This window comes from Variovorax terrae (assembly GCF_022809125.1).
Taxonomy (GTDB): Bacteria; Pseudomonadota; Gammaproteobacteria; order Burkholderiales; family Burkholderiaceae_C; genus Variovorax_A; species Variovorax_A terrae.
Genome location: NZ_JALGBI010000003.1, coordinates 157,345 through 173,330 on the forward strand (window position 1 = coordinate 157,345; position 15,986 = coordinate 173,330).

Genomic DNA, 15,986 nt, shown 5'->3' on the forward strand with positions numbered 1-15,986 from the left:
AAACGGGAGGCACGCCATGAACATCAGTTTTCGACAGATGCGCGCCTTCGCTGCCGTTGCGCGCGCCGGCAGCTTCACCGCGGCGGGGCGGCAGCTGCACCTCACCCAGTCGGCGGTGAGCATGCTGGTGCAGCAGCTCGAGGCGGAACTCGGCGTGCAGCTGTTCGACCGCGGCGCCAGCGTCACGCTGACCGAGGCCGGGCAGAAGCTGCTGCCGCTGGCGCGCCGCATCCTCGACGACATGAACCAGGTGGTGGAAGGCGCCAGCGACCTGCGCTCGCTGCGCAGCGGCGTGCTGCGCGTGGTGGCGCCGCAGATGCTGGCCTGCACCTGGGTCTGCGCGGTGGTGGGCGAGTTCGAGGCCGCGCACCCCGACATCAGCCTGCGCATCACCGACGCCACCACCGACGACGTGGTGGGCGTGGTGCGCCGCGGCGAGGTCGAGCTGGGCGTCGGCCCCGAGCGCGCCACCGGCGACGACGTGACGCGCAGCTTCCTGATGGACGTGCCGATCCGCATGGTCTGCCCCGCCCACCACCGGCTGGCCCAGCGGCGCACCGTGTCCTGGCGCGAGCTGCGCGACGAGCGCTGGGTGCTCTACTCGAGCGAGTTCAACCGCTACCTGGAGCACATGCTGCAGGCGCACGATGCCTCGCTGTCGATCCAGACGGCGACCGAGGTCGACTACCTCACGACCGCGCTGGCCCTGGTCGGCGTGGGCACCGGGCTGGCCGCCGTGCCCGACTACGCACGGCGCTTCGCCGGCAACTTCGGGCTGCGCTTCGTGCCGCTGCGCGGGCCCGAGCTGCGGCGCCAGTTCTTCATCTACCAGCGCCGCGGCATGGCGCTGTCGCCCGCGGCCGAAGCCTTTGCCCGCATGATGCGCCGCCATGCGCGCGCACCGGCGCGCGATTGAAGGGATGGACCGCGCGGGCACCAAAAGCGGGACAAAGTGGCGCCCCTTGGTGGGGCGTCGCCCCAAAACGGTGAAACCGGGGTTTCAGCCGATTTTTGGATAGAAATCAGCCCCAGGTCCGCACGCAGCGGTCATCGATAGCTATCAAAACGATAGCAATCGAAATTACTTCGCTGGCGCGCGGGTCCGCAGGCCGTCGAAACAGGTGCCGAGCACCAGCTCGACGATCTGCTCGTCGCTGTACTGGCCGCCGGCCTTGAGGAATTCGAGCACCGGGTCGCAGGCGCGGGCGTACAGCGTGTACAGCACGGCGGTGGCCGGCAGTTCGGGATTGAGCACGCCCTGCTGCTGGGCCGACTCGATCCAGCCGCCCAGTAGCTGGCTGAACGCCATCAGCCGGTCCAGGTAGTCCGGGTTGGCCATCAGCGCGGCGCGCAGGCAGGAGTTCTGGCGCGGCAGCGCGGGCATGTCGCTGGCCAGCTGCATCCGCATGGACCAGCGCACCACCGCCCGCAGCTTGTCCAGCGGCGCATCGGTGGCCGGCAGAGTGAGCACGAACTCTTGCGCCTGCTTCAGGATGCGCAGCATGGCCGCGGCGGCAAGGTCTTCCTTGCTGGTGAAATGCTTGTACAGGCTGGCCTTGGCGATGCCCACGGCCGCGGCAACCTCATCCACCGTCATCGCCTCGAAGCCCTTCTCGGCCAGGAAGCGGTTGGCGGTTTGCACAATGGCGTCTTCGCGCGCCTGGAGCATCTGCTCCTTGAACGAAACCTTGGCCACCTTGCTGCTGTTCATACTGTCATTCTAGGTTTGCTACATTCAGATACATATCGTTGGTCTACTTTACAACCGGGGGGTCACGGTGCAACTCAACAGTATGAAACACTTCCTCATTGCATATATCTTGCTTGTTGTTTAGTCTTCAAAGGCTTCTATTGCGGGAGAGTTCGCCATGAACAAGGTCTGGATGAACACTTTGGCCTGGGTTGCCGCGGTGATGGCGGCGCTGACCCTGTCCTTTGCCGGCCCCGATGAAACCAGCATCATGGGCCGCCTGCCCTCGCTGATCGGCCAGCGCCTGGGCCGACAGCCCGTTGCCCTGCCCCAGGGCCTGCCGGCCGACCGCACGCTCGCCCTCATCGCCTTCCATGGCGGCCACCGCAAGGATGTCGAGAGCTGGATCAACGGCCTGCAGCTGCGCGACAACCCCTCGATTTCCTGGGTCCGGATGCCGGTGCTCAATGACCCCGGCAACGCCGCCGGCCGCACGGCGCTCGAAAACCACCTGATGGCGCGCTACCCCAGCGATGGCGACCGCGCCAACCTGATGCCCGTGTTCACCGACCGCGCCGCCTTCGTCCGCTCGGCCGGGCTGGGCAGCACCGAGCAGGTCTACGCCGTGGTCATCAACCGGCAAGGCGAGGTGCTGGCTCGCGTCGAAGGCCAGTTCGACGAGCGCAAGGCCCAGGCCCTGCGCGAGACGCTGCAGCAGCGCGGCCTGTAACGTAACGGTTCGCGTTGAACGTCAAAGCATCGCGGCGGCGGCCGAGGTCAGGGCCGCGCTCAGGCTTTCGAGCACATCCGACTCGAGGTTCCAGCAGTGCCAGTAGAGCTGGATCGGCAGCACATGGCCGGGCGCGATATTGACCAGCTGCCCCTGCTCGAGCAGGCCGCGCGCCAGCAGCTCGGGCACCACGCTCACGCCCCAGCCCGCCAGCACCGCGCGCACCTGGCCCTCCGAGCTGGGCACGAACAGCTGGTTCAGCGTGACGCGCTTCAGGCCGAAGGCCTTGGCCACGAATTCGGTCTGCCCGTCGTCCTTGCGGTTGAAGGCCAGGAACGCCAGCTCGCGGAAGTTGTGCGGCGTCAGGCCCTGCGGGCAATGCTGCTGCGCATACGCCGGCGCGGCCACGGCCACGTAGTTCATCGCGCCCAGCGGCACCACGCGGCAGCCGCGCAGCGCCTGCTTGAGCGTGGTCACGCAGCCCAGCACCTGGCCCTCGCGCAGCCATTCGTGGGTGAAGTCCTGGTCGTCGGTGATGATCTCCAGCGGCAGGCCCTGGCGGGCCAACTCGCCCAGCGCCGGCAGCGCCCAGGTGGCGATGCTGTCGGCGTTGATGGCGATCGAGATGCGCTCTTCCTCGCGCGCGCCGCCGATCGAGCTGGGCGCCAGCTCCTTGAGGTCGCGCTCCAGGTCGGCGCGCAGCAGGCGCAGCTGCTTGGTGTGCTTGAGCAGCAGCTGCCCGGCGGCCGTGGCCTTGAGCGGCCGGCTGCGCACGATCAGCACCGTGCCCACCTGCGCCTCCAGCGCGCGCAGCCGCTGCGACACCGCCGACTGGGTGATTGACAGGCGCTGCGCCGCGCGCTCGAAGCCGCCCTCTTCCACAATGGCGGCCAGGCATTCCAGGGCATCGGGATCGAACGTGCTCATATAAGTTGTATTGATGTTTTCACTAAGAGTTTAATTTTTCTTTTATTAGCCGGCAACATCCTCCACACTGGCAGCATGAAAGTCACCGTCCTGGGCGCCGGCATCATCGGCACAAGCACCGCCTGGCATCTGCTGGAGCGCGGGCATGAAGTCACCGTGGTCGAGCGGCAGGCCGACGCGGCTCTTGAAACCAGCTTCGCCAACGCGGCGCAGATCTCGGTGAGCTATTGCGAGCCCTGGGCCAACAGGCACGCGCCGCTCAAGCTGCTGCAATGGATGTTCCGCAACGATGCGCCGCTGCTGTTCCGCCCGCAGCTGGACTGGCAGCAATGGCGCTGGGGCCTGCAGTTCCTGGCCCAGTGCAGCGATGCCGCGTTCGAGCGCAACGTGCAGCAGCTGGTGGCGCTGGGCGCCTACAGCCACACGGCACTCAAGGACGTGGTGCGCGCCACCGGCATCGACTACCAGCGGCTCGAGCGCGGCATCGCGCACTACTTCACCGACGCCAAATCGTTCGACGCCGCGGCCGGCGCCGCCGCGCTGATGCAGCGCTACGGCGTGGCGCGCAAGGTGGTGAGCCGCGACGAGCTGCTGCAGATCGAGCCCGCCTTCAAGTCGTTCGCGCACCGCATCGTGGGCGGCACCTACACCGCCAGCGACGAGAGCGGCGATGCCCGCGTGTTCACCCAGGCGCTGGCCCGGCGCTGTGCGGCGCGCGGCGCGCAGTTCCTCTACGGCCATGACATCGAGCGGCTGGACACCGCCGGCGGCGCCCTCGAAGCCGTCGCGGCGCGCGACCGCGCCACCGGCGGCCTGCGGCGCCTGCGCGCCGACGCCTATGTGGCCGCCTGCGGCTCCTGGACCGCACCGCTGCTGCGCACCGTGGGCGTGAACCTGCCGATCTACCCGGGCAAGGGCTACAGCGCCACCTTCAAGTTGAAGCAGCCCGCGCTCGCGCCCTTCGTCTCGACCATCGACGACGAAGTCAAATGCGCGATGAGCCGTCTGGGTGACACCCTGCGCGTGGCCGGCACCATCGAGGTCGGCGGCTACGACCTGTCGCTCGACACGCCGCTGGCCCGCGCGCGCTGCCAGATGCTGGTGGACCGCATCGAGGAGGTGCTGCCCGGCGTGTGCGACACCGCCGAGCCCCATTTCTGGGCCGGCCTGCGCCCGGCCACGCCCACCAACATTCCCTACATCGGCAAGACGCGGGTCGGCCGGCTCTGGGTCAATGCCGGCCACGGCACCCTGGGCTGGACGCACGGCGCGGGCTCGGGCAAGGCGCTGGCCGAACTGATCAGCGGCGAACGCCCGGCCATGAACTTCGGCTTCCACGGCTTCGCCGGCGACCCGGCCGGGCTCGCGCCCCAGGCCGCCTGACGCCCCCCCGGCGCCCGCGGCAGCGGGCTCAGCGCACGCAGCTGAAGCCGGCCGCGCTGTCGGCCGAAGCGCCTGCCGCACCCGTGAACTTCGGCCAGGCCGGGTAGCGGCACATCGGCCGCGTGCGGCTGGCGCCGGTGTTGTTGTCCGAGGCGCTCAGCGTCTCGGGCGCCTCGCCCTGCGCCACCCAGCGATCGAGCACGGCCAGGCCATCGTAGGCCGCCTTGAACGGCCCGAAGCCGTGGCCGAAGCCCGGGACCACGTAGTAGCGCACGAAGCCGTCCACCGCGTCCTGGCCCAGCGCGGCCACCTGGGCACGGTAGTAGTCGGCCGTGTTGTGCGGGCTGATGAAGTCGTCGGCCGTGCCATGCGTGAGGATCAGCTTGCCGCCCTTGGCGCGGAAGGCGGCGAGGCTCACGGCCGTCACGTCGGTGATCGTGCCGAGCTGCTGCAGCCGCGGCTTCCAGGCCGCAGGGTCGTAGCGCATCGCGTCGAGCGCCGGGTCCTGCGTGACCAGGTACTTGGCATGCGCCGCGCCGATCGCGTAGAGCAGCGCGTCGGTGGGCGCCGGCGGATTGGCGGGCTGGGCGGCAGCGCCGAACGAGGACACGTTGAACAGCGCCCCCTCCAGCAGCGGCCAGCGCGGAAAGACGCGCTGGCCGGCGATCTCGAAGCCGGCGTCGTAGGGCGAGGCGATGGCCTGCACCGTGGCGATCTGCGCGTCCGACAGGCAGCCGTCGCCGCTGTCGGCGCCGCCGGGGCAGCGCAGCGTGGCCTTCACGGTGTCGAGGTTGAACGCCGCGTTGCAGCCGGCCACGTTGCTGATGATGCCGTCCTTCGCGCCGTCCAGCGCCACGGTGTCGCAGGCCGCGTAGACCGCGTCGGTCAGCAGCTTGACCTTGGCCTTGCCGAGCCAGCCCGCGCCACCGCCCGAGTACATCGCGCGCCCGGCGTTGAGCGAGGCCAGCTGCAGCAGCGTGATGTTGTAGGCCGGGTAGTTGGCGATCACGCCGTCATAGTCCTCGGGGTAGCGCGCGGCCGCGTCCAGCGCCTCGTGGCCGCCCTGCGAGCCGCCAATGAAATAGAAGTACTTCGGCACCGCGTTGTAGTACTGCCGGATCAGTGCCAGGGCCACGTCGTGCGCCTTCTTCACCGAGAGCTGGCCGTAGTTGGCCAGCGCTTCGGCGTTGAGCGCGAAAGTGCCATCGAACGAACCCTGGCCCTTGTGGCCGCCGTCGCTGCCGAGCGTCACATAGCCCTGCTTCAGCGGATGGGCCAGCGCGGCCGGCTGCATCGTGAACGGACCAAGGCCGGTCACCAGCGTGCCGTCGTAGCCGCCCCCGCCCATCTGCAGCGCGCGGGCGTTCCAGTTCGCCGGCAGGTTGACCTGGAATTCCAGATCGGGCGCGCCCGCGCTGGCCGGCTTGACCACGCCCTTGACCGCGCAGTACGCGCCATGGGGGTTGCCCGGCGCCTCGCCCGACACGAAGACCGCCGACTGCACCACCGCGCCCGAACTCGGCTTGCCGATGAGCGAGGCCGGCAAGGAAAAACCCGCGAGCGTCGAACAGGCGTCGGGCGAGGTGGCGTAGGCGCTACCGCAGCTCAAAGCTGCGAGCTGGGCCGCCGCGAACAGCGCCAGCCGGGCGGCCGGGCGGCGGCCGGTGGCGGGTTGTCTCTTGTTCTTCATGAAGGACTCCTGTGTCTCTGGATGGGTAGCGTGCCCGCTGCGATGGCAGGGCCGTGTCGGCATTGTGCCCATGGCCGGCCCCGCCCGGGCGCCTGTTCAACGCTGCTGAGCATCGGCGCGCGCCACGGGCGGCTCCCAGCCGCTACGATCACGGCATGGCTGAAGCACCCCGACACTTTCTCTTTCTCGTCACCTCGACCCGCGAGCCCGGCCACCTGGGCAACACCGAATGGCTGGCGCGGCAGGCCGCCGCGGCCCTGCCGGCGGGCACGGCGCAGACCTGGCTGCAGCTCGCGCCGCTGCAGCCGCAGCTGCCGCCGTTCGTGGACCAGCGCCACACCGCAGGCCAGTACCCGATGCCCGAGGGCGCGCTCAAGGCCCTGCTCGACGCCACGCTGGCGGCCACCGACATCGTGCTGGTCTCGCCGGTCTACTGGTTCAGCATTCCGGCCCCGCTCAAGGCCTACCTCGACCACTGGAGCGCCTGGCTGCGCGTGCCCGGCCTGTCGTTCAAGGAGACGATGGCGCAGAAGACGCTGCGCCTCGTCGCCACCAGCGGCGACCGCGCCAAGGCGCAGCCGATGATCGACTCGGTGAAGCTGTGCGCCGAGTTCTTCCCCATGGCCTGGGGCGGCGCGCTCTGGGGCAAGGGCGGGCCGCCCGACGCGGTGCAGGCCGATGCCGGCGCGCGCGACCAGGCTGCTACGTTTTTAATAGCGTAAAATGTCCACGGGACAAGGACATCCGCCCGTTTTGATTCAAAAATCAGGGCTGCAGCGCCTGCCAGACGCGCGCCGGGCTCAGCGGCATCTGCAGCCGCGGTGACTGCGCGCCCTGGCCGGCGCGCGCGAAGGCATCGGCCACCGCGTTGACCACGCTGGGCGTGGCCCCGATGGTGCCGAGCTCGCCCACGCCCTTGACGCCCAGCGGGTTGTTCTTGCACGGCGTGGTCTCGTCCATCTCGGTGCGGAACGGCGGCGCCTGGTCGGCGTGCGGCAGCGCGTAGTCCATGAAGCTGCCGGTCACCAGCTGGCCGGTCTCGCGGTCGTAGACGATGCGCTCGTGCAGCGCCTGGCCGATGCCCTGCACCGCGCCGCCGTCGAGCTGGCCGCGCACGATCAGCGGGTTGACCACGCGGCCCACGTCGTTGACGCTGGCGTAGGCCACCACCTGCACCTCGCCGGTCTGCGGGTCGATCTCGACCTCGCTCACGTGGCAGCCGTTGGGCCAGGTCGGGCCCGAGACGCTGCTGGTGCTGTCCATGAAGATGCGGCCCTCGGGCTGGCGCTGCGCCAGCTCGGCCAGGCCCAGCGTGAGGTCGGTGCCGGCGACGCTGAAGGCGCCGGCCTCGTAGCGAACGTCATCCACCGCGGCCTCGAACTCCTTGGCGGCCAGTTCCTTGGCCGCAGCGATGGCGCGCTCGGCGCCCACGCGCACGGCCGAGCCGCCGGTGAACAGCGAGCGCGAGCCGGCGCTGCCGAAGCCGTCGCCGCGGTCGGTGTCGCCCAGCACCACGCGCACGCGCCCGATCGGGATGCCGAAGGCGTCCACCACGAGCTGCGCCAGCGTGGTGGCGATGCCCTGGCCCATGGCGTTGACGGCCGAGAACACTTCCACCGTGCCGTCGGACAGCACGGTGACGGTGACGCGCTCCTCGAACACGTTGCCGCCGGTCCATTCGAGGAAGGTGGCCAGGCCCAGGCCGCGCAGTTTGCCGGCGCGCCGCGAGGCGGCCTCGCGCGCGGCAAAGCCGTCCCAGTCGGCCAGCGCCAGGCCCTGGTCCATCACATGCTCGAAGCGGCCCGTGTCGTAGACCTGGCCCATGGGGTTCTTGTAAGGCATCTGCTCGGGCCGGATGAAGTTGCGCCGGCGCAGCGCCACGCGGTCGATGCCGGTGGCGCGCGCGGCCTCGTCCATCAGCCGCTCCATGATGAAGATGGCCTCGGGCCGGCCCGCGCCGCGGTAGGCGCCGGTGGGCGCGCAGTTCGTCAGCACGGCCTGGAAGTGGAAGTCGATGGTCTGGATGTCGTAGACGCTGGTCTGCACCCAGGGCCCGATCAAGAGCTGGATCGCCACGCCGGTGCCGGTGGCGTAGGCGCCCACGTTGGCCAGCGAATGGATGCGCAGCGCGAGGATGCGGCCGCTCTCGTCGAGCGCGAGCTCGGCATGGCTCTGCAGGTCGCGCCCGTGGGTGGTGGCGAGGAACTCCTCGCTGCGGTCGGCCACCCACTTGACGGGCCGGCGCAGCTGCTGCGCGGCCCAGGCCACCACCAGGTCCTCGGGGTAGGCGCCGGTCTTCATGCCGAAGCCGCCGCCCACGTCGCCCACCCGCACGCGCACCTGCTCCCTGGGCAGGCCCAGTGCGTCGCAGATGGCGTTGCGCACGCCCGAGGGCATCTGCGTGCTCATGCGCACCGTGAGGCGCTGGTCGGCCGGATCGAGGCAGGCCAGCACCGAGCGCGGCTCCAGCGTCACCGCGGCCACCCGCTGGTTGGTGATGTCCAGCGCCACCACATGGCGCGCGCGGGCGAACGCCGCGGCCGTGACGGCGGCATCGCCGTGGCGCATCTCGGCCGCGAGGTTGTCGGGCGCCTCGGGGCACAGCGCGGAGGCGCCGGCGGCGGTGGCCTGCCGGGCGTCCACCACGGCGGGCAGCTCCTCGTAGTCCACGAAGACCGCCTCGGCCGCATCGCGCGCCTGCTGCATCGTCTCGGCCACCACGGCGGCCACCGGCTCGCCGACGAAGCGCACGCGCTCGTGCGCCAGCGCGCGGCGCGGCGGCGAGGCCCCCGGTGCACCGTCGGCGCGCTGGAAGCCCGGACCGGGCATGGGTTTGACTCCCGCCTGCGCCAGCTCGGCGCCGGTCCAGACCGCCCGCACGCCGGGCAAGGCGCGCGCGGCGGCGGTGTCGATGCCCACGATGCGCGCATGCGGATAGGGCGAGCGCACGAAGCACAGGCGCAGCTGGCCCTCGGGCGCGGCATCGTCGGTGTAGCGGCCCGCGCCCCGCAGCAGGCTGTCGTCTTCGATGCGGCGCACGGCCTGGCCGCTGCCGAATCGGGGGTAGGAGGTGTCGGTGGTCAAGGAGGAACCTCGTCGTGCAATGGGGGGGGGTGCGGCAGGTTTACCGGAATCGACTTTAGCGAATTCCGGCGATCCCTGCGCATGCCGCCCGTTCAGAACGTGTTTGCGATCTGTATGGGGTCGCGTTGGGACGCAATCGGGATGAGTTGGCCGCCAAGATCACGCCGCATGGGCTGATGCCCATGCAAGGGATTTGGTGGACAAATCGCCCGATTTCGTCCCAACCCGAAGGGCAAGTGCCTTTTCGGGCGGTCTGCGGCGTTGCGCTGCTGGCCAATAGCCAGCTATTGGCGGTGCAGCGCGCCTTGCAGCCCATCCCGAAAAGACACTTGCGCGACCCCATACAGATCGCAAACACGTTCTCAGGCCTGGCGAAAGCGCCCCAGCACATCCAGCACCTGCCGGGTGGCCAGCTCGGGCGTGCCCGAGCGGTGCGCAATGCCCAGCGGCCGCCACAAGGCCGGGCGCAGCGGCAGCATGGCGATGCGCGGGTCGGGCAGCGGGGCCGAGGCCTCATGCGGCAGCAGCGTGGCGCCGTAGCCGGCGGCCACCAGGCTCTTGATGGCGTCGTTGTAGTTGAGCTGGATCCGCGCCTTGGGCTGTTCACCCGCGGCCGCGAACCATTCCGCGGTCAGCCGCGCGAGCCGCGTGCTGGTGTCGTTGAGGATCAGCGGCCGCGCCGCCAGCCAGGCCGCGGTAGCTCGCCGGGGAGCCGGCCAGGCGGCGGGCACGAAGGCCATGACCGGGTCGCGCCGCCAGGGCAGCACGCGCAGGCCCGGTGCCGCGGGCTGGGGCAGGGCCACCAGGCCGATGTCCAGCGTGCCGCCGGCCAGGCGCGCCAGCGTTTCCTGCGAGGTGAGCACCGCCACCTGCACGTCGATGCCCGGGTGCTCGGCGCCCAGCACCTGCAGCGCCTGCGGCAGCAGGTGCGCAATGGCGCCGGTGGAAGCCCCCAGGCGCACCCGCCCGGTGCGGCCCTGCACCTGGCGCTGCACATCGTCCAGCGCCTCATCGGCATCGGCCAGCAGGCGCCGTGCACGTTCGATCAGGGCTTCGCCAATGGCCGAAGGGCCGACCTGCCCGCGCGTGCGCAGCAGCAGCGGGGCACCGATGCGCGCCTCCAGCTCGGCCACATGCAGGCTCACCGTGGGCGGCGCCAGGTTCAGCGCGCGCGCGGCGGCGGCGAAGGAGCCCAGGTCGGCAATGGCGACCAGGGTGCGCAGTCGATCGAGGCTGAGTTCGCGCATGGTGTTCAGAAAAACTGAATCCGACCTTCATGAAATTCAACTTTTCTTAGTTTACGCCCCGCGCCAAGATGGCGCTCCCATCACAGGAGCCCCTTCATGAAACCGATTGTCTTCATCGACGGCGACCAAGGCACGACCGGCCTGCAGATCCATGAGCGCCTGCGCACGCGCCAGGACCTGGCCCTGCTGACCCTGCCCGAAGCCGAGCGCAAGGACCTGCGCCGCCGCGCCGAAGCCATCAACGCCTGCGACGTCGCCATCCTGTGCCTGCCCGACGGGCCGGCACGCGAGGCCGCGGCGTCCGTCACCAACCCGGCCGTGCGCGTCATCGACGCCAGTTCGGCGCACCGCACCGACCCGCAATGGGTCTATGGCTTCCCCGAAATGACCGCGGGCCAGGCCGGCCGGATCGCCGCGGCACGGCGCGTCAGCAACCCGGGCTGCTACCCGACTGGCGCGGTCGCGCTGCTGCGCCCGCTGGTGGAAGCGGCGCTGCTGCCCGTCGACTACCCGGTCACGGTCCATGCGGTGTCGGGCTACTCGGGGCGCGGGCGCGCCGGGGTGGAACAGCACGAAGGCCCCGCCGCCGCCAGCGCCCCGGCCTTCCAGGTCTACGGCCTGCGCCTGGACCACAAGCACGCACCCGAAATCCAAGCCCACGCCGGCTTGACGGGGCGGCCCTTTTTCGTGCCCGCCTATGGCGCGTTCCGCCAGGGCATCGTGCTCACGGTTCCGCTGCAGCTGCGCCTGCTGCCGGCCGGGGTGGACGGCACCCGGCTGCATGCCTGCCTGCAGCGGCACTTCGCGGGGCAGCCGCAGGTCGAGGTCCTGCCGCTGGCCGACGCGCAGGCGCTGGAGCAGCTGGACCCGCAGGCCCTGAACGGCACCAACAGCCTGCGCCTGGCCGTGTTCGAGAACGCCCGGCATGGCCAGGTGCTGCTGGCGGCGGTGTTCGACAACCTGGGCAAGGGCGCTTCGGGCGCCGCGGTGCAGAACCTGGATCTGATGCTGGGCCGGCCCGGGACGGCGACGGCCCCGGCGCGGGCGGCCGAGGCCGTCGCCGCCTAAGGGCCGGCGCCTACTTGCCCGGCGCGGCCAGGCGCTCGCTCATCCAGCGCAGCAGGTCCAGCCACATCTGGCGCATCTCGGCGTCCAGCGGCGTGCGCTGCGCGTTGGGCAGCTCGATGGTGACCACCGGCACGCCCTTGTGCACGCCGCCGTAGTTGCCCAGCGACCCGGGGAAGATGCCGACCTGGTCGAGATACAGCCGGCCGAGCTTGCTCGGCGGCACCGAGGGGCCGTCGAAGTCGAGCACGCCATAGGGCGCGTGGATGCTCACGATCAGGTGCGGCTTGAAACGCTGCATCTCGTCGTGCAGGAACTGGGTCTCGGGCTCGGACAGCGGCTTCGGCCCGGGCCAGCGGCGCGGGTCCTTGCCGGTGCGCTTGGCCCAGTAGACCGGCGCGTCGCGCTCCCACTGGGGCGTGGGGAAGTTGCGGTTCAGGTCCACGCCGCTGGCGTTCATGCGGCGCGGCGGCTGGCCGAACAGGCCGTCGGGGTTGACCGCGGGCACGAAGCGCCAGTGCACCGGCTGCGGCATCTGCACGGCCGGGTCTTCGGCCAGCCGGATCCAGTGCAGGGCCACCGAGGCGGAGGACAGCTCGTCGCCATGGATGCCGCCGATCACCAGCACGCGCAGCTTCTCGCCGTCGGGCCGGATGTCGCGCACGTACAGCGTGCGGCCCTGGACCGAGCGCCCCGCGCTGGGCTCGAGCCGGGCGCCGGCGCACAGGGCGGCACTCACGTTCGGCAGCCTCTTGACGAAATCGCCGCAAACGCCTGTGCCTTGTGCGATGGCGGCGATTGAAAACAGGGCCGGCAGCACACCGGCCAGCGCCCGCCAGGGCCACCGGCCGCCGGCCGCCCTACACTGCGCGCCATGTACACGCGCTGCCCCAAGTGCGGCCACCTGCCGCTGCCCGAAGACCAGGCTTTCCCGGCCGCCTGCCCGGCCTGCGGCGTGATCCTCGCCAAGGTGGGCCAGCCGCTGCCGGCCCGCCGCCGCGAACAGGCGCCGCAGGACGACGCGGACGAGGCCGAGTCCCTGCGCGGGCAGGCGCGGGCCCTGCTGCTGCACGTGCCCGAGCGGGTGGACGGCCTGGGCTGGTGGCTGCGCGTGGTACTGCTCGCGGGCTTCGCCGTCTGGGGCGGGGTGCTGATCGGCCTGGACTACCAAGATGGCGAGATCGCGGGCGCGTTCCTGCACATTCCGCTGCTGGTGTTTCATGAAGCGGGGCATGTGATCTTCAGGCTGCTCGGCGAATGGATGGGGGTGTTGGGCGGCAGCCTGTCGCAGTTGCTCATGCCCCTGATTCTGGCAGGTGCGCTGCTGGTGAAGAAGCAGGACCCGTTCGGCGCGGCCATCGGCACCTGGCTGGCCGGCGTGTCGCTGCTGGACCTGGCGCCCTACATGTACGACGCCCTGCACCCGCAGCTGATGCTGCTGTCCGGCACGACCGGCGAACAGGGCGGCCACGACTGGATCTACCTGTTCTCGTCGCTCGACCTGCTGGCCCGGGCGCAGCGCATCGGCGCGGCCGTGCACACGCTCGGCGCGCTGGTGGTGGCGCTGTCGCTGGTGTGGGGCGCCTGGGTACTGCGGCTGCAGCGCGCGCGGCTGGCCGAGTCCGGGGCCTGACCCCGGAGGCCCGGCGAGCGCGTCTCACTCGTCGCGCTCGCCCGCCTCGTACAGCGTCTCGCGCCCCATGCGGTCGAGGATCAGCTCGGCCGTCCAGGGCAGCATCAGCGAGCCGCAGCGGCTGTCGCGGTACAGGCGCTCCAGCGGCAAGTGCTTCATCATGCTCTGGCCGCCGCAGGTGCGGATCGCCAGGCGCGCGATGTCGTTGGCGCCTTCCATCACGCTGTAGTGTGCGGCATAGAGGCGCAGCTTCTCGTCCTTGCCCGGGTTGGGCCGGGCCTCGGCGATGGCGCGGCCAAACAGGCTTTTCATGGCCTCGAGCTGGATGCGCATCTGCGCCACGGCGATCTGCTTGGTCGGGTACTGGCGGCGCTTGACGGGCGGCTCGCCCGGCACCTCGCCGCGCAGGTACTGCACCGTGAAGTCGTAAGCCGCGTTGGCGATGCCAAGGTAGGTGGGCGCGAGGGTGAAGAACATCGCGGGCCAGGTCTGCGCACCTTTGAAGTAGATGCCGCGCGGCATGAGCTGCTCGTCGTCGCTCACGAACACGTCCTTGAACACGAGGTTGCGGCTCACGGTGCCGCGCATGCCCAGCGGGTTCCACTCGCCGCTGATGGTGAAGCCGGCGCTGGTGGCGGGCACGGCGATGTAGAGCGTGTCGCGCGCGTCAGGGTGCTCGTCGCCCTTGTCCTCGGTGCACAGCACGCCGTAGTAGTCGGCCGCGCCCGAGAGCGAGGCGAAGATCTTGCGGCCGTTGATGAGCCAGCCGCCGTCCACCTTCTTCGCGGTGGTGCCGAAGGGCGCGCGGCCCGCGGCGGCGGCGCTGCCCTCGCTGAAAGGCTGGGCGTAGATCGCGCCGTCGTTCACGATGCGCGCGAAGTGCAGCTCGCGCCGCTTCGCGTGCTCGGCGCGCTGCGCGTCGGTCATGGGGATGCCGTCGGCCAGCACGCCGGTCCACATCGTGGAGCAGATGTGCATGTTCCATGTGAGCGCGGTGGCGCCGCAGAAGCGGCCGATCTCGGCCGCCACCATCATGTAGGTGGCGAAGTCGGCGCCCAGGCCGCCGTGCGATTCGGGCACGCACAGGCGCAGCAGGCCGGCCTCGCGCAAGTCGTCGTAGTTGGCGAACGGAAAGCTCGCGCTCTCGTCCCACTGCGCGGCGCGCGGCGCAAACCTGGTGCGGCCCAGCTCGTTCGCCAGCGCTAGCAGCGAGCGCTGCTTCGGCGTGAACGGCAGGTCGCCCACGGCGGGCGTGAAACTCAGTGCGGGCAAGGCATCCATGGTCGTTCCTCTGAATATCAATCGGTGCTGCCGCCCAGCGACTGCAGCACGCCGCGCCAGAAGGCGTCGCGCTCCTGGCCGGGCTGCGGGTCCTGCTGGCCGCTGGCGGATTCGTACACCGCCGTCTGCACCATCACGATGCCGCTGGCAGGCTGCACGAAGACGGCCTGGCCGTGCACGCCCTGGAGGGCGAAGCTGCGCTCGCGCATCGGGAACAGCCAGAACTGGTAGCCGTAGCCGAAGTACGGCGTGGCGCTGCGCGGCTTGAAAGCCGCGGGCTGGCGCGCCGCGTCGGTGGCGTCGAGCAAATAGTCCAGCGGCACCACCTGCTGCTCGCCCACGCGGCCATCGCGCGCCAGCATCAGCCCCAGGCGGCCCCAGTCGCGCAGGCTGGCGTTGAACATGGCGGAGCTGCGCTCCTGGCCTTCGTGGTTCAGGCCCCAGAAGGCATCGCGCTCGGCGCCCAGCGGCTGCCACAGCCATTCGTGGGTGAGCTCGGCCACGCTGCGCCCGCTGGCGCCGGCCAGCACCAGGCCCAGCACCTCGGTCTCGGCGCTGGCGTAGACGAACTTGCGGCCGGCCGGGTCGTGCCGCTGCTCGATGGAGCGCAGCACCTCGACCACCGTCGGGCGGCCGGTGGCGGCGGCGCGCGACAGGCGGGCGATGTCGTCGCGCCCGTCGTAGTGCTCGGTGAAGGTCAGGCCCGAGCTCATGCGCAGCAGCTGGCGCACGGTGGTGGCGCCATAGGGGCTGCCGGCCAGCGCCTGGGCGTAGGTTTCGGCGGGGTCGTCGAGCGAGGCGATCACGCCCTTGGACACGGCGATGCCGACCAGCAGCGAGGTCACGCTCTTGGCCATGGAGAACGAGAGAAAGCGCGCGTCGGGCGTGCGGCCGTAGCGATAGCGCTCGGCCACGATCTCGCCGTTCTTGAGAATCAGCAGGCCAGTGACGCGGTTGCGCTCCAGGTAGTCGTCCAGCGTGTAGCCGAGGTTGCGGTAGCGGTAGTGGATGGCGGCCGGCTGCGCCGCTGCCGGCAGCGGCGACACGGGGCCGCTGCGCGCCACGGTGCGCGTCGGCAGACCCCGCACCTGGTCCAGCGCCGACCAGGAGCCCACGCGGTAGGGCTGCGAGTACCAGGTGGCGAGGTTGCCCACGGGGTAGCCCTGGGCCTGACCCAGCAGCGCGGCATCGGGCTCGGCCCGCGCCAGCAGCACACAACCCAGCAGGCCGAAGGACAGCAACAGGCGTTTCATGGA

14 protein-coding genes are annotated in these 15,986 nt (G+C 70.7%); 6 read left to right on the plus strand and 8 right to left on the minus strand.

Annotated features, from left to right (window positions below; translation table 11 throughout):
* Nucleotides 1-16 precede the first annotated feature (16 nt).
* Entirely contained in the window at nt 17-916 is a 900-nt protein-coding gene (locus MMF98_RS20120) for a LysR family transcriptional regulator (RefSeq protein ID WP_243309022.1), read from the plus strand.
* A 165-nt stretch (nt 917-1,081) separates the two neighbouring features.
* On the opposite strand, the gene MMF98_RS20125 is transcribed toward MMF98_RS20120, so the two are convergent.
* Nucleotides 1,082-1,711 (minus strand): TetR/AcrR family transcriptional regulator, encoded by a 630-nt coding sequence (locus tag MMF98_RS20125; RefSeq protein ID WP_243309023.1) that lies wholly within the window; start codon nt 1,709-1,711, stop codon nt 1,082-1,084.
* A gap of 157 nt (nt 1,712-1,868) precedes the next feature.
* Here MMF98_RS20125 and MMF98_RS20130 point away from each other — a divergent pair, with 157 nt between their 5' ends.
* On the plus strand, nt 1,869-2,420 hold the full coding sequence (locus MMF98_RS20130) for a hypothetical protein (protein ID WP_243309025.1): 552 nt from the start codon (nt 1,869-1,871) through the stop codon (nt 2,418-2,420).
* Nucleotides 2,421-2,441: 21 nt separating this feature from the next.
* Here the strand turns inward: MMF98_RS20130 and MMF98_RS20135 are convergent, their stop codons facing one another.
* Entirely contained in the window at nt 2,442-3,347 is a 906-nt protein-coding gene (locus MMF98_RS20135) for a LysR family transcriptional regulator ArgP (RefSeq protein WP_243309026.1), read from the minus strand.
* 75 nt (nt 3,348-3,422) lie between these two features.
* On the opposite strand from MMF98_RS20135, the gene MMF98_RS20140 reads away from it, so the two are divergent.
* The gene (locus tag MMF98_RS20140; protein ID WP_243309028.1) at nt 3,423-4,730 is read left to right on the plus strand and encodes a D-amino acid dehydrogenase; all 1,308 of its coding nucleotides are present in this window, start codon (nt 3,423-3,425) and stop codon (nt 4,728-4,730) included.
* Between the two features lie 28 nt (nt 4,731-4,758).
* Here MMF98_RS20140 and MMF98_RS20145 read toward each other — a convergent pair whose 3' ends face one another.
* Entirely contained in the window at nt 4,759-6,420 is a 1,662-nt protein-coding gene (locus MMF98_RS20145; RefSeq protein ID WP_243309030.1) for a tannase/feruloyl esterase family alpha/beta hydrolase, read from the minus strand.
* Nucleotides 6,421-6,575: 155 nt separating this feature from the next.
* Here MMF98_RS20145 and MMF98_RS20150 point away from each other — a divergent pair, with 155 nt between their 5' ends.
* The gene (locus MMF98_RS20150; protein ID WP_243309032.1) at nt 6,576-7,142 is read left to right on the plus strand and encodes an NAD(P)H-dependent oxidoreductase; all 567 of its coding nucleotides are present in this window, start codon (nt 6,576-6,578) and stop codon (nt 7,140-7,142) included.
* Nucleotides 7,143-7,185: 43 nt separating this feature from the next.
* On the opposite strand, the gene MMF98_RS20155 is transcribed toward MMF98_RS20150, so the two are convergent.
* Nucleotides 7,186-9,504, minus strand: a complete 2,319-nt coding sequence (locus MMF98_RS20155) for a xanthine dehydrogenase family protein molybdopterin-binding subunit (RefSeq protein WP_243309033.1) — start codon at nt 9,502-9,504, stop codon at nt 7,186-7,188.
* Between the two features lie 362 nt (nt 9,505-9,866).
* On the minus strand, nt 9,867-10,751 hold the full coding sequence (locus tag MMF98_RS20160; RefSeq protein ID WP_243309035.1) for a LysR family transcriptional regulator: 885 nt from the start codon (nt 10,749-10,751) through the stop codon (nt 9,867-9,869).
* Nucleotides 10,752-10,847: 96 nt separating this feature from the next.
* Here MMF98_RS20160 and argC point away from each other — a divergent pair, with 96 nt between their 5' ends.
* A complete protein-coding gene (gene argC, locus MMF98_RS20165) occupies nt 10,848-11,819 on the plus strand; it encodes an N-acetyl-gamma-glutamyl-phosphate reductase (protein ID WP_243309037.1) in 972 nt (323 codons plus the stop codon).
* 10 nt (nt 11,820-11,829) lie between these two features.
* Here the strand turns inward: argC and MMF98_RS20170 are convergent, their stop codons facing one another.
* Nucleotides 11,830-12,555, minus strand: a complete 726-nt coding sequence (locus MMF98_RS20170; RefSeq protein ID WP_243309039.1) for a M14 family murein peptide amidase A — start codon at nt 12,553-12,555, stop codon at nt 11,830-11,832.
* A gap of 135 nt (nt 12,556-12,690) precedes the next feature.
* Here MMF98_RS20170 and MMF98_RS20175 point away from each other — a divergent pair, with 135 nt between their 5' ends.
* Nucleotides 12,691-13,449, plus strand: coding sequence for a zinc ribbon domain-containing protein (locus tag MMF98_RS20175; protein ID WP_243309040.1), 759 nt, complete (start codon nt 12,691-12,693; stop codon nt 13,447-13,449).
* Nucleotides 13,450-13,473: 24 nt separating this feature from the next.
* Here the strand turns inward: MMF98_RS20175 and MMF98_RS20180 are convergent, their stop codons facing one another.
* Nucleotides 13,474-14,730, minus strand: a complete 1,257-nt coding sequence (locus tag MMF98_RS20180) for an acyl-CoA dehydrogenase family protein (protein WP_423837656.1) — start codon at nt 14,728-14,730, stop codon at nt 13,474-13,476.
* 17 nt (nt 14,731-14,747) lie between these two features.
* Nucleotides 14,748-15,983 (minus strand): serine hydrolase domain-containing protein, encoded by a 1,236-nt coding sequence (locus tag MMF98_RS20185; RefSeq protein ID WP_243309042.1) that lies wholly within the window; start codon nt 15,981-15,983, stop codon nt 14,748-14,750.
* Between the last annotated feature and the right edge of the window lie 3 nt (nt 15,984-15,986).